Origin of the sequence: Neorhizobium sp. T6_25 (assembly GCF_002968555.1) — a bacterium.
Classification (GTDB): domain Bacteria; phylum Pseudomonadota; class Alphaproteobacteria; order Rhizobiales; family Rhizobiaceae; genus Neorhizobium.
Map to the genome: position 1 here is coordinate 15,188 of NZ_PVBL01000025.1, position 12,429 is coordinate 27,616.

General features: G+C 58.8%; 15 protein-coding genes and 2 pseudogenes. 9 read left to right on the forward strand and 8 right to left on the reverse strand.

All coding sequences use genetic code 11. The features are described from left to right. Positions 1-22: 22 nt before the first annotated feature. The gene (locus C5L10_RS33840; RefSeq protein ID WP_172717188.1) at positions 23-334 is read left to right on the forward strand and encodes a hypothetical protein; all 312 of its coding nucleotides are present in this window, start codon (positions 23-25) and stop codon (positions 332-334) included. A 257-nt stretch (positions 335-591) separates the two neighbouring features. Here the strand turns inward: C5L10_RS33840 and C5L10_RS25870 are convergent, their stop codons facing one another. Together C5L10_RS25870 and C5L10_RS25875 are read right to left on the reverse strand one after the other, a co-directional pair. Beyond that, positions 592-825: a hypothetical protein gene (locus C5L10_RS25870; protein ID WP_105431998.1), complete on the reverse strand. Its 234-nt coding sequence runs from the start codon at positions 823-825 to the stop codon at positions 592-594. Positions 826-942: 117 nt separating this feature from the next. Next, a complete protein-coding gene (locus C5L10_RS25875; RefSeq protein WP_105431999.1) occupies positions 943-1,173 on the reverse strand; it encodes a hypothetical protein in 231 nt (76 codons plus the stop codon). Positions 1,174-1,845: 672 nt separating this feature from the next. On the opposite strand from C5L10_RS25875, the gene C5L10_RS25880 reads away from it, so the two are divergent. Next, positions 1,846-2,241 (forward strand): hypothetical protein, encoded by a 396-nt coding sequence (locus C5L10_RS25880; RefSeq protein WP_245448183.1) that lies wholly within the window; start codon positions 1,846-1,848, stop codon positions 2,239-2,241. 536 nt (positions 2,242-2,777) lie between these two features. Here the strand turns inward: C5L10_RS25880 and C5L10_RS25885 are convergent. After that, positions 2,778-3,671, reverse strand: coding sequence for a LysR family transcriptional regulator (locus C5L10_RS25885; RefSeq protein ID WP_105432000.1), 894 nt, complete (start codon positions 3,669-3,671; stop codon positions 2,778-2,780). 101 nt (positions 3,672-3,772) lie between these two features. Between C5L10_RS25885 and C5L10_RS25890 the strand changes: the two genes are divergently transcribed. The 3 genes from C5L10_RS25890 (at position 3,773) to trpB (ending at position 7,134) form a co-directional block, all read left to right on the forward strand. Next, a complete protein-coding gene (locus tag C5L10_RS25890; protein ID WP_105432001.1) occupies positions 3,773-4,588 on the forward strand; it encodes an SDR family NAD(P)-dependent oxidoreductase in 816 nt (271 codons plus the stop codon). 339 nt (positions 4,589-4,927) lie between these two features. Next, positions 4,928-5,743 carry an AraC family transcriptional regulator gene (locus C5L10_RS25895; RefSeq protein WP_105432002.1) on the forward strand — a complete coding sequence of 272 codons (816 nt, stop codon included), beginning with the start codon at positions 4,928-4,930 and terminating at the stop codon, positions 5,741-5,743. 155 nt (positions 5,744-5,898) lie between these two features. Continuing rightward, positions 5,899-7,134 carry a tryptophan synthase subunit beta gene (trpB, locus tag C5L10_RS25900; protein WP_105432003.1) on the forward strand — a complete coding sequence of 412 codons (1,236 nt, stop codon included), beginning with the start codon at positions 5,899-5,901 and terminating at the stop codon, positions 7,132-7,134. Positions 7,135-7,215: 81 nt separating this feature from the next. On the opposite strand, the gene C5L10_RS25905 is transcribed toward trpB, so the two are convergent. Continuing rightward, positions 7,216-8,124, reverse strand: coding sequence for an SDR family oxidoreductase (locus C5L10_RS25905; protein WP_105432004.1), 909 nt, complete (start codon positions 8,122-8,124; stop codon positions 7,216-7,218). A gap of 79 nt (positions 8,125-8,203) precedes the next feature. After that, positions 8,204-8,554 (reverse strand): zinc-binding dehydrogenase, encoded by a 351-nt coding sequence (locus C5L10_RS25910; protein ID WP_105432005.1) that lies wholly within the window; start codon positions 8,552-8,554, stop codon positions 8,204-8,206. Between the two features lie 185 nt (positions 8,555-8,739). Here C5L10_RS25910 and C5L10_RS25915 point away from each other — a divergent pair, with 185 nt between their 5' ends. Further along, positions 8,740-9,099, forward strand: a complete 360-nt coding sequence (locus tag C5L10_RS25915; protein WP_105432006.1) for a helix-turn-helix domain-containing protein — start codon at positions 8,740-8,742, stop codon at positions 9,097-9,099. A 72-nt stretch (positions 9,100-9,171) separates the two neighbouring features. Here the strand turns inward: C5L10_RS25915 and C5L10_RS34480 are convergent. Beyond that, positions 9,172-9,785: pseudogene (locus tag C5L10_RS34480) on the reverse strand (anti-sigma factor domain-containing protein). Between C5L10_RS34480 and C5L10_RS25925 the strand changes: the two are divergent. Next, positions 9,729-10,019 (forward strand): annotated as a pseudogene (locus C5L10_RS25925) (DUF4394 domain-containing protein); the annotation flags it as partial. The pseudogenes C5L10_RS34480 and C5L10_RS25925 sit on opposite strands and share 57 nt — an antisense overlap. 218 nt (positions 10,020-10,237) lie before the next feature. Here the strand turns inward: C5L10_RS25925 and rpsU are convergent. Next, positions 10,238-10,474, reverse strand: coding sequence for a 30S ribosomal protein S21 (gene rpsU, locus C5L10_RS25930; protein WP_105432008.1), 237 nt, complete (start codon positions 10,472-10,474; stop codon positions 10,238-10,240). A gap of 566 nt (positions 10,475-11,040) precedes the next feature. Here rpsU and C5L10_RS25935 point away from each other — a divergent pair. Continuing rightward, entirely contained in the window at positions 11,041-11,283 is a 243-nt protein-coding gene (locus C5L10_RS25935; RefSeq protein WP_105432079.1) for a DUF2934 domain-containing protein, read from the forward strand. 136 nt (positions 11,284-11,419) lie between these two features. On the opposite strand, the gene C5L10_RS25940 is transcribed toward C5L10_RS25935, so the two are convergent. Beyond that, positions 11,420-11,620 carry a hypothetical protein gene (locus C5L10_RS25940; RefSeq protein WP_105432009.1) on the reverse strand — a complete coding sequence of 67 codons (201 nt, stop codon included), beginning with the start codon at positions 11,618-11,620 and terminating at the stop codon, positions 11,420-11,422. Positions 11,621-12,189: 569 nt separating this feature from the next. On the opposite strand from C5L10_RS25940, the gene C5L10_RS25945 reads away from it, so the two are divergent. Beyond that, complete coding sequence (locus C5L10_RS25945; protein ID WP_105432010.1) at positions 12,190-12,429, forward strand: hypothetical protein; 240 nt, start codon at positions 12,190-12,192, stop codon at positions 12,427-12,429.

A 12,429-nucleotide genomic window follows, 5' to 3' on the forward strand; every position in this document is an offset into this window, starting at 1 on the left:
GCCAACCATCAGGAGGAAATTCATGCTAAAGATTATTTCGGTATCGCTCGTGTCTTTTGGTCTCGCTACCGGTATCGCTTTTGCCCAATCGGCATCGAACCCAAGTTCGAGCAATCAGCAAAACCAGTCCACCGATTCTGGAAAGCCCGATCCTGGTCCGATGCACCCGCCGCAGAAGATGGACAATACTGTCACCAATTCGACCCGCACTAATTGCGCTCCCAATCTGGCAACAAAGGGCTCCGCAACGACGCCGAACAAGGAGGGCCAGGCTTCGACAGCTGTTGAAGGCGCCGCTGGCACCAACACCAATGGTCAGTCTTCAGACTGCTGAACCTCCATCGGTTGAATCAAAAGGCCGGCCATGTGTCGGCCTTTTTGTTGGAACGAATTCAGCGCCACACAGCGATGGAGCCGGCCGTCAAGGCTAGTCTGCTTATCGGTGGGGTCTGCCTGGCCTAGTGGCAAGCCGGCCAGGGTCCGGGACTGGAAAGACGCAAAACGACTTGCATAGCCAACATAGGCGATCTGACCCTATTAATGCTCAGTCGCATGAATGGTCCCGAACCAGAATGACCAGTCTGTTCCATCCTAGCGGCCCGAATCCATCATGTGCATGTCGAGGAACGCCATGGCGTCAGGCATCTCGTCCGGATCGGGGCCATGGTCAGCCAAAAGCGCCATGACGTTGTCTAGCGTCATTTCCTCTTTTACCACGAGCGTCGGTGACTGAAACCTATTGAGAGCATGCGCTGGGTCATGCCAGCATTCTAAGGCGGCCGGCTCTGATGAGGAAGCAGCCTCCAAGGCGGTGGCCAGGCTCATCTTCGATCCCTCCATCGTCTCGAAGATGGCGAAGTCCCGAGTTGGAACCCATTAGGGGACCGGACCTCTTTACTCCGAACGCACTCGTCGGCATGAGCTCGATCGCCTACGATTGCTTCAACCTTCGCGGTCGGTGTCGCCGTTTTGAAACATCTTACGTTCCTCCGTATTCAAAGGAGGGTCGAACGATTCGACTGGATTTACCGGGTTCTGCCCGGACGCTTGTTCTTCATCGGACGGAGGCTCAATCGATGCCTCGTGAAGTTCAGCGTCGGAAATATTCCCCGTCACATGCTCCTCTTTGACGTTGAGCGGTCCGCCCTTGGTGCTTTGCGGGTGATTAGCCATTTTGATCTCCACCTATTTGAGCTGGTAACCATCGGCAACTGCCAAGGTTCCACGAAGATAAAAAGGCCCGGAAAATTGCTGTTTCCGAAAGAAGCTCGCGATTTGGGTTGCACTGCTTTCGGGAGGCATAAACAACAGGTCACAACGTATGGTTGCGCAGGCCTGATTGGCTTCAGAATACGGTGTTGCCTCAGCCATCGGCGACATGAGAGGCGGCGTCCGTCCGTCGCGACTGATTACGGGTCCCGCCTTAAGCAAGACGCCAACCAGTTGGGGCCGAACCGAGTAGCCCATAAAAATAACGGACGCGATGCCATAGCAAACGTCACGGCAAAAAAATCGCTCTCCAATAGCAGAAGAGTCTAAAACGGGCTTGGTCTGGCTTCAGCGCCACAGCCCGTCCGAGGGCCGCCGAAGGTGTCAAGCCGTGCCATAGTTCCGCTGATGATTGAGGCGAGGTTGGTGGTGAGAAGACTGAGAGGGCTGCAATGTTCGTCCGATCCTCACCTGAGGCAAAGTCGGTGGTGACGCTGGAAGGTCGCTACAGCGCCGAAATAGACTGTCTTCGCCGCTGTTTTACCTAGGCCCACCCGCCGACCGTGCCCGCCTGATCGCCCATGACGTGCCGGTTGACTGTTGCAGACGTACAAGCGTTATCTTAGGACTTCGTCCATGATCTGGTTCGATGCATCATTGGACAAGCCGGTGGACGACGAGGCGCTGCAGCGTGGAATAGCAGCGACGCTCGCAGTCGCCCTTGAGAGCGTCGTCGTCATTCATAGCACAGCGGAGATAGGAACGCTTCCGGTGACCTGTGTGGTCGAGCCGTCAACCGCGGACGCCTATTCTCAGGTGATCACCATCTACCTGTCTGAGCCCTCGGCATCCCCCGATATCTTGGAGAGCGCGTCTCGTCTCGCGATAGCTCTCGACCGTTCCATGATGGTAGCGAACGATGAGACGGCAAACCCTTACTCCTTCGTACATATATCGAACGGTGGGCAACAATCCGTCGTCTTGGTCGATCCTGACGAACTCGATGAAAATGATCGTTACCTGATCCTATAAACTGCGGGGCCCTGCCAATCGAGCCTCGCTTACGCTTTTGCTGATAACGTGAATGTGGGGGTCCTGGTGTTTACCGAAAAGCGGATCTTGTGAACCGCCGGCAGCGTGAATGCCGCTACCATCGTAGACAAGAAGCTCGCCCACCTTTATAGGCAGCTTGGTGCCGGTTCCTTCACTCATGAAGCACTAACTCCGCCGTCGGTGAAAGGCTGCTCGTGTTCCTGACCGGAAGCGTCGGCCAAGAGATGGGCTAGCAAGGAACGCTCTCGTCAAACGACGGATTTGGATGACAGTCCGGGCTTTCACAAGGAATGACAATAGCACTTCAATAATAGCGCGTTACGGAGCAAAGGCGGGCTTTTTCAGCAACTTGAGAAATAGCGGTAGGTCGACGGTTCGATTCTCTTCAAGACTTAGGACATTCACTCAACATGCGGCGCGGTCTTGGAGCTTAAGGCGCTTGTCAGCGTCACCCTTGTCGTTGACTTTCTGATGCCGATTGAATCTGGAATCCACGCCGACAATAGGCAAAGCATTCACACTGCCCTGTTCGCTCGAAGCGCTTTCTTGAATAGTTCGAAAGCCATGGTGCCACGCCTATCAGGATAATAGAGGTAGTAGCCGGCGAACGGCTCGCACCACGGCTCCAGCAGTCGGGTAAGACGGCCATCGGCGATCGGCGCCGCCACCAGATCCTCCAGGATGTAGAGGACTCCGAACCCCTCAAGAGCGGCAGCTACGAGCAAGTCGCCGTCGTTGAAGACTGGCCCGCGGCCTGGCTTGACCGTCACCGCATGGCCGTCGCGCTCGAACGACCAGGGAGACAGGTCGCGATGTGCGTCACCGTAGGCGATACAGCGATGGGCCGTGAGATCGGCCGGCTCCATCGGCGCCGCATGGCCGCTGAGGTATCCCGGAGCGGCCACCACCGCGATGCGAAGCGGAGGGCCGACCGCAAGCGCGATCATGTCCTTCTCTAATCGCTCGCCGAGCCGGATGCCCGCGTCGTAGCGGCCCGCCACGACATCGGTCATCCCATCCTCCACGCGCACCTCCACCTCAATGCCGGGGTGGCGGCGCATGAAGGAAGGGAGCATCGGCCACAACACTGTGTCCGCGGCATCTTTGCCGGCAGTGATGCGGACCGTGCCGATCGCTGCACCGCGCGCTTGCGACAGCGCCTCGATCTCGTCGTCCAACCCGGCCAGTGCCGGTGACAGGGTTGCAAGCAGGCGCTCCCCGGCGGCGGTCGGGGCGACGCTGCGCGTTGTGCGGACGAGTAGGGTAAAACCGAGTTGGGCCTCCAGCCGCTTCAAGGTCTGGCTCAACGCCGACTGCGTGACCCCCAGCCGCCTAGCAGCACGGGTGAAGCTGCGGTCGGAGGCGATCGCCGCGAAGACCGCGAGGTCGCTGAGTTGATCCGGGCGCATTGATGATCCCCGCTAATGAGGCCTATTACTCATTAGGCCATTATCGCGATCAATTAGCATAGCTACATAGTAAGCAACAATGGAAGAACGATGAGCCGGCGATGGGCAAGATTTGGTTGGTAACGGGCGTAAGCCGCGGACTTGGGCGCGAGATCACGCGGGCAGCGCTCGATGCGGGCGAAACGGTCGTTGCAACGGCTAGGTCCGCCGACGCGGTGCGCGATGCCTTCTCCGGCCAGCACGATCGCCTGCACCCCCTCTCGCTCGATATCACCGACGCCGAAGCTGCGAATAGGGTCGCCGCCGAGACCGTCGAGCGGTTTGGTGCGATCGACGTGCTGGTCAACAATGCAGGATATGCGGAACTGGGCTTCTTCGAAACCTTCACCGATGCCGCGGTGCGGCGGCAGTTCGAGGTCAACCTGTTCGGCGCGATGAACGTCGCGCGCGCGGTCGCGCCCCACATGCGTGCGCGTCGCTCAGGCCTCATTGTCACCATCTCATCGGTGAGCGGGCTGGTCTCCAATGGCGGCGGGTCGGTCTACTCCGCGTCGAAGTTCGCCGTCGAGGGATGGATGGAGGGCTTTGCGCAGGAGCTGGCGCCGTTGGGCATCCGCTCGCTCCTGGTTGAGCCGGGGATGCTTCGCACTGACTTCATGGACCGGAAGTCGGCGAGCTTCGGCACAATCGGGATTGCAGACTATGCCGAGGCAGTCGCGCAGTATCGCGCGTTCGTGGCCGGGGCCAACGGCAAACAGCCGGGCGACCCGAAGCTGCTCGCCGCACGGATCGTGGCGCTTGCGTTGCAGAGCGAGGCTCCATCGCGGCTCGTGTTTGGTGACGACGCCCGGCAGTGGGCAGGCGCGAAGATCGACCAATTAAGGCAGGAGATCGCCCGGTCGGCCGATCGCGGCTGACGCGACATGCGGCCAGCAGCCGTGGGGGACTGATGTATCTCCGAACGAGGATCGAAGGATGAGACGATTTAAAGGTAAGACCGAGCTGATCACGGGAGCGCACGAGGCCAAGGATCCTCTCCCGCGAGCGGGCATGCAATGCAGGGCGCCAATGTAGTCCTCGCCGACGTCAGGGAGGAGAGCGGGAGTGTCCGTGCTGCTGACCTTGGCGCGCCTGCTATGAGGCGTGAAGAGCCGCTTCGCAGGTCAACCTGATTGGGTGGCGGTAACGCGATCCATTGGCTACGATTGCCGGAAACGAACGGCAAGCTACGTCACAAGATAAAGCGGATCTAGTCAATGACACAGGTCGAATCCATGCGCTTTACCCTCCAGCAATCAAAGCTCCTGCGAGCTCGCGCGGTGGCGAGCGGGTTCGATGCGCATTTGCACGCCACCTATTCTATCGTGGCCCTGAGGCGAGGTGTGGCTGAGATCAAGTCGAACAGGTGGTCCGGCACCGCTCGAGCGGGAGACGTCTTCTTCTTCAATCCCTTCGAAGTTCACTCAGCCAGCTGTCATCAGCATGATGTTGAGTATGAAACGCTATATCCGACCGAGGAATTTATGACCTCAAGCTTGGACCCGGAGCGCCATACGGGGTCTCGCTGCATCCAGACCGGAATTTTGAGACGAACCTCAAAGAGCAGCGAGCTCGCTGAGGCCTTGTTCACGCCGGGGGTAGCACCAGAGCCCATCGAACGAATGCTGCAGGACGTTCTGGCGGAGTGCGTCTTCTCTGCCGATCCGGTTTCGTGGGAGAAGGTGCGATTGGTCCGAAGGGCCTGTGAATTAATAGAAAAGAGCTCCCCGTCTGCAATCGAGACGGCGGAGCTCGCGCGTCAGCTTGGTGTACATAAGAGCCACCTCGTCAGGACCTTCGGCGAGGCGGTGGGAATGGCACCTCAGAAGTATATCCGTCAGGTGCGTGTGGCGAAGGCCAAGGAACTGATATGTGAGGGACTGGAACTAGCCGATGTCGCCGCGATGCTAGACTTTTGCGATCAAGCCCACCTATCCCGCGAATTCAAGAAAGTCTTTGGGGTGCCACCCGGGGCGCTTTCAAGAGATGTGAAGAGTTATGGCCGCACGAGCCGTAGGGGTAGCTCTACTTGAAAGGGCTTACTTTCCTATGCGGAGAAGTGAGAAGCCCGGCTACTTCACTTCCAGCAAATACACGTCACCCACCAGGTGCCGCACTATGCAAATCATATTCAATACCCGGGCTAAGGTGTCACATAACCTCAGAGGCGGAAAACCGAGGGGTGCAAATGGCGGACCAACAGCGAGAATATTCCAAGAGATTTCCCGACGCTAACGGGTATTATGGGCAGTTTGGCGGCAATCACTATCCCTCCGATGTATGGCCCGCGCTGGAGGAGCTTGCTTCAAGCTATCACGCGTTGCGGGACTTGCCGGAGTTCCTGGACGCCCTGGAAACAGCTCGAATTGGCCTACAAGGGCGCCCAACTCCGGTTCACTTCCTCAAGAACATCACAGATGAAATCGGTGGTGCTCGCATTTACGTCAAGCGCGAGGATCTCAATCATACGGGCGCGCACAAGATCAATCACTGCGTTGGCTTCGCGCTGCTCGCCAAGAAAATGGGTAAGCGCAGGTTGATCGCGGAGACGGGGGCAGGTCAGCACGGTGTTGCGCTCGCCTCCGCAGCCGCGTTCTTTGGTCTTGAATGCGAAATTCATATGGGCGCAATTGATATCGAGAAGCAGAGTTCGAACGTTGGTCGCATGCGCCTGCTCGGGGCTCATGTGGTTGCGGCGAGCGCCGGCCAGTCAGCCTTGAAAGAGGCAAGCGATTCAGCTTTCAGCGCATTTGTCGAGCAGCGCGAGCATGCACTTTTTGCGATCGGTTCGGCCATTGGGCCGCACCCTTTTCCGATGATTGTCAGAGATTTCCAATCGGTGGTTGGCCGAGAAGCTCGCCAGCAGTTCTTATCCTTGGCCGCAGCCGCGTTGCCCGATCACGTTGTGGCTTGCGTCGCCGGAGGATCGAACGCGATTGGGATATATTCGGGCTTTCTTGATGATGCAGGCGTTGCTCTTCATGCCGTGGAACCGCGTGGCACGTCGGATGAACTCGGACAGCATGCGGCGACACTATCCTTTGGTTCTCCGGGAACGCTGCATGGCGCACAGTCCCTTGTGTTGCAGCATGAAGACGGCTCGCCCGCGCCTGTGTCGTCGATCGCGTCGGGATTGGTCTACCCGGGGATTGGGCCTGAAATCGCAATGCTACACCAGGAAGGTCGCCTTCATGTCACAACCGTTTCTGACGAGGAGGTAATCCGCACCTTCTTTCGTATAGCAAAGTCCGAGGGAATTATTCCGGCGCTCGAAAGTGCCCATGCGCTGGCGTTTGCCATTCAGCTGGCGAAGCGGCGCCCATCTTCAGAATGCATATTGGTCAATCTCTCCGGCCGAGGCGACAAGGATGTTGATTACATCCTTGCCAATTACGGCACTGAGGGCCAACGCGTCGTGGATTGACATTTAAGCAGCCAACGCATGGTCTGGACCGAACTTTGGTCAGCGCCATGACTGGCTCAGCCGCTCACTGGATGTGAGCTGCTAGTAACCGTTTGCTGTGTCGTTACTCCCTTTCGCCAAATGTCCGGCAAAGCTGGCGCGCAGGAACTCGGCAGCCGTTACAGGCTTGCGACCGAGGAGCCTCTCCAGGTCAGCGGTCTGGCCGTCCCACTCGCCGGCCTGGACGCCATGCACCCATGCCAGCACAAAGCCGGCGGCCGGCTCGGACAGCCCTTGAGCCATGAGGTGGGCGATGTATTCCTGATCCGAAACGACATTGTAGGTCACCGGCTTGTCGCCGATTTGCGATAGGATCTTCGCGATATCCGCGAAGGACACGGCCGGACCGCCGTACAACGAATAGGCCTTATTCTCGTGGCCGGATTCGCTAAGTACAACGGCATGAGCTTCGGCAAGATCGTCACGGCTGGCATAGGCCGCCTTGCCCATACCGGCCGGCGCCTGAACACCCGTCTCCAACGCATTGCCACCGACGTAGAATTCAACATTGTCGAGAAATGGCGGATGCCGGACCAGCGTGTATTTCAGACCAGAGGCCTGGAGCCTTCCCTCGACGAAGAGATCTTCCTCGGTGACTTGCGGGAGTATGAAGGCAGAGTCAGGCTTGCGAATGATCGGCATGAACACGATGTGCTGGACGCCCGCCTGCTTGGCTGCATCCACGACATTCTGATGCTGGGTGTTGCGATCGGTAAATGCGGTGGCGGACACCAGCATGACCTTCTCGATGCCGTCGAACGCGCGCGCCAGCCCCTCATAATCGAAGTAGTCGCCCTGGCGGATCTCGATCCCGTTCGCGGTAAGGTCTGCGGCCTTGGCCGGATCGCGGGCAAGGCCGACGAGCTCGCTGCCGGGCCGGCGCTTCAGAAGATGTTTCAGGGTCAGCCGGCCGATATTGCCGGTTGCACCGGTGACGAGGATCTTTGTCATAGATTTTCCTTTCGGTTCATGGGTTGGTGCAGCGCCGTTGCACAGCGCCCCAAGTTGATTGCGGGCGGAGGATGAAGGATCAGGCGACGATCACTATCTTTCCGATCATTCGCCTGCTTTCGAGCAGTTCATGCGCGATCTTCATATTCTGGGCGGTAAGACCGTCGAGCCGCCTCGTCACGATAGGGCGCAGTCCGCCCGAGCCGACGCGATCTGCGATCTCAGCGAGGACGTCGCCCTGGCTGCCCAGATTGAAGCCACTGATCACCTTGGCGAACACCATCTCGGTGTGGAGCGAAACGGACTTCGACACGACTGGACTGGCGTCGAACGGCGGCGCGATATCGACGGCCGACAAGTGTCCGAAGGGCCGCAACAGCCTGGCGATCCAGCTCAAGTTTTTTGCGGTTCCAGCGGTTGAAAACACCATATCACCACGCCTGCTCCGATAAACCCGAACTTCATGGCTGGCTCCCTTGAATCTGCATCCCGCAGCCTTGGACGGCGTTCTTCGATCGTTTTGCACGTCGACCTCGTCGTGCAATCCAGTTAGGACAAAGCAGACTTGCGTTCCAGTACCCACTTTTTTGTAAGTATCAGATTTGGGAGAACAAGATGATCGCCACGAATTTCCAATGTGGCTTGGAAGCGGTTCTGGCCATACTTGGGGGCAAGTGGAAGCCGCTTATTCTTTATCATCTAGCCAGCGGGTCGAAGCGAACGAGCCAACTCCGCAGGCTCGTTACCAATGTGAGTGAAAAAATGCTGATCCAGCATCTCAAGGAACTGACGGATGATGGCGTCATCCGCCGCATTGATTTCCAGACAGTGCCTCCGCATGTCGAGTACGAACTGACCAAGTTTGGTCGAAGTCTAGCCATGCTGCTCGCGCCGTTATGCGAATGGGGTATGCATCACAGCGATGAGGTAGCGACGATCGTGAAAAACCGGGAACACGCGGCGAAATTGGCTTAGTGGCGTTTGTGGCGACTAACTCACTTAGATGCAAGTTGCCCAGAAAGCGGCCTTGCAGACTAACTGCCAGGACTACTGCGCGGGTCTTGCAAATCCCTTCGCGATGATCGGGCCTGTGGGACGCCCGGTCGGCGACCCACCCCGCAGCTCAAGGGTGATCTCGTATAGCTGATTGTTGCGTGGTGCAGGTGGTGAGGGCCCTGTAGCCGCACCGAGCGGGCCCTGTCGATCAGGCCGAGCGAGACGGGTCCCATCTCTTGCGAAGGCAGGGTCCAGACCTAAAACGTCTTGCCCTCCGGCACGTCAAAGTCGCGAAGCAGCCGCACGGTCACCTTCTCGCTCCCGAAATCCTCCACCACAGCTTGCGCCTCACCAGCCTCGTTGATCAGCACGGCAATGACCACCGGCTCCACCACACGCGTCAGGCTCCACCCGAGCCCGACGGCCATCAGTAGCGCCGCGGCCAGCGCCGAAAGGGCGGTTGCTCGCAAGCCGTTTCGTCGATTGTCGTTGGCTGGCGGCGTGGAGACCACGGCTTGGCGAGCCGGCAACGCGGCTTCGATCTTCCGCCAAAGCTTCTCCTCCACGGTGGCCGGCTCCACACCCGTGCCGAGTGGCAGGAAGCGTTCCCGGAAAAGACCGCGATGTATAATATCGATGCGACGATCGGCGCGCTGATCCAGCAAACCAAGCCGAACGACGGCACGCTGAAGGCAATCGGAAAGCTTGGTCTCAAAGACAAGCCCACGACCTATGCCTTTGATATCCAGGGCATGGCGGACGGAAAGAACATGGCATATCTCGCTGCGGGCAAGACTCTCTACACGGTCAATCTGGAAACGGGTGGTGCGACCGAAGTCGGCACGATCACAGGCGTCGATGACGACGTGCGCGATATCGCGATACTGCCAGCGATGTAAACGGTATCCGCTCCCCAACAAAAACCAAGGCTGGTCCCGACCAGCCTTTTGATCACTTGGCGGCTTCGGCCTTTGGTCAACAAGACCTTAGTCCGCATTGACTAGGTGTGCCTGCTCCGTAATCTCGCGCTACTCGATCTCAGCGATAAGCGTGGGCGAGCCGGCGGCCGGGGGAGTGTGGACTCTTCGGTCGCCGATCAACGGCTAGTCGCGGATGGCTAGCGTTGACCTTTCTTGCTTGGCGAGACTGCAACTGCACCCTCCCGCTCCAATTTCTTCCTCATCAGCTTGCGGGCGCGGCGGACAGCGTCTGCCTTCTCGCGTGTCCGCTTCTCTGACGGTTTCTCGAAGTGCTCGCGCAGGCGCATCTCCCGAAAAACACCTTCGCGCTGCAGTTTCTTTTTCAGAACCCGCAGCGCCTGCTCGACATTGTTGTCTCTCACCAGCACCTGCACAGAACGCTCCTGACTTCCTGTTCGGAGGGACGGCCCCTTGAGCCGCTAGAAAACACCTGAGAGACAATGTGGTTCCGAGGCTGGGCAGCGCCTGATAACACCGTGCCGCGTCGTCGGACGTCTGCGCCAGGTTCCGGCTTCCACCGAGCTGGCGCGAATTTGGTTCGGCCCATCAGGGACCAGCATCTGTCCGATACGCGAAGCTTGTTGAGCTACTCGGGAAGTGCCCAGGCCGAAGGCATGTCGGCATGCCGTAGAGATGAAAGCCCCACAGGAAACCAGAACATCTGCGCCAGCGTGAGGGAATGGCGCCAGAGCGCGAAGGGAAGTAATGCCGCAGAACTTTGCAGGTATCCTTAGCCATTGAAGTGGCGGGCCTTGCGCTCTTGTGCCGCGATCTCTCGGGCCAAATGGGCGCCGGTGGACCGGGCGCACAAGAGCGGCTCCGCATGCAGCCAGATCAGGCTTCGTCGGGTTTTCGTCAACGGTGGCTGCCGCCGGTGAAACCGAAGCCGGAACTGGTTGGGCAGATCTTGGTTATCCATCGCCGAATAGGAGGACCGAACATGGAAGACAGAGAGCAGAAGCTGCGCGAGCGCGCGTACAAGATCTGGGAAGACGGAGGCAGGATCGACGGGTCTCATGAAGATGATTGGAGGCGCGCCGAGGAACAACATCAAGAGACCGAGCGGGAGGCGGCGGAGGTGACGGAGGCAAACAAGCAGGCTTCCGAGAAATTCCGCGACGGTGGTAACGAGGATCGGTCGGCTGCCGACATACGCCCACCGTCGACGGTTGCTCCTGACTGAGCGTAGGCACCGTCTCACTCTCGGCCATGCGGATCATGATAGCGAACCTATTGCCCCGAGATGAGGCGCCGAAATGGAGACATCCAGGCGCTGGACCTGGAAGAACCTGATCCTGTTGTAAGGTCGCGGCGTAGTTTCACGGGGCAAGCGGTTTGAGCATATCTTTCAACTGATCCGGGTGCTTCACACCAAAAAGGTACCAGTCCACGAGTTCCCGGGCAATTTGGCGAGCTTCATCCCCGCCAAGCTGGACGCCCTTCTCGAGGCAAACATCTTCCAGCACCTGACGCAGCAATGTCAGATCATCGTTGTCCAGGGTATCGTAGGAAGAAAACATGTCGACGCCGCCCAACCTTCGCTGAAGGTTGGACAGGAGACCAACGACCTGTCAAGAAAACCACGCAAGGCTTGACCCGGTAGAGCCTTATCCTACCTAGATGTTGCCGGTATAACACGCAAATGGCAGTCACGCCCGCGCAGAGGCGGCCGGGCGCCGTCGACAAGGCTGACCAGGGTGCCGCGGCGCCGAACCCCTCGGCATAGACGCGGGCGCGTTACGGGGCGCTCCCTCTTGTCTCGTCGCTTCGATCCATCGACCTGCGGCTCGCTCGCCAAGGAACCCGTCACCGCACCAAGCGGGGTCGTAGCGAGCCAACCAGCGCGGCAACCACGCTGGAATCGCCATGATGCCGAGCCCGTCAGCAGACCGCCTGCAGCACCTACGGCTGAATCAACCAAATCCTGGCTGCTTGGCCCAGTGGGGCTCGACGCAAGGCTCGCTGGGCATGAAAATTGGAGTAGCATGTAGAGAAACGACGACCTGCATGGACGAGTATAGTAAATCGCCTATCACGATGGTACGCCCGATATAGGATAACTGGACGCTCCCCTGAACGAGGTTAGGACATGAACGAGAACGATCGGATCGCCGCCGAATTAAAGGAGCTCGAATATAACATAGCGCACCTGGAGAACGAGAAGCAGAAGGGCTGGCTATCAACGAGCAAGCAGAACCAGCTCGCGGAGGATCGTGCACGGCGCGACGAAATCATGGCAAGGGTGGCCACCGACGTCGTGACTGTGATCGGAATGTGCAGTGCAGGGGGCAGCCGAGCAGTTGGCAACAAGAATCGAGCGCCAAGCTGA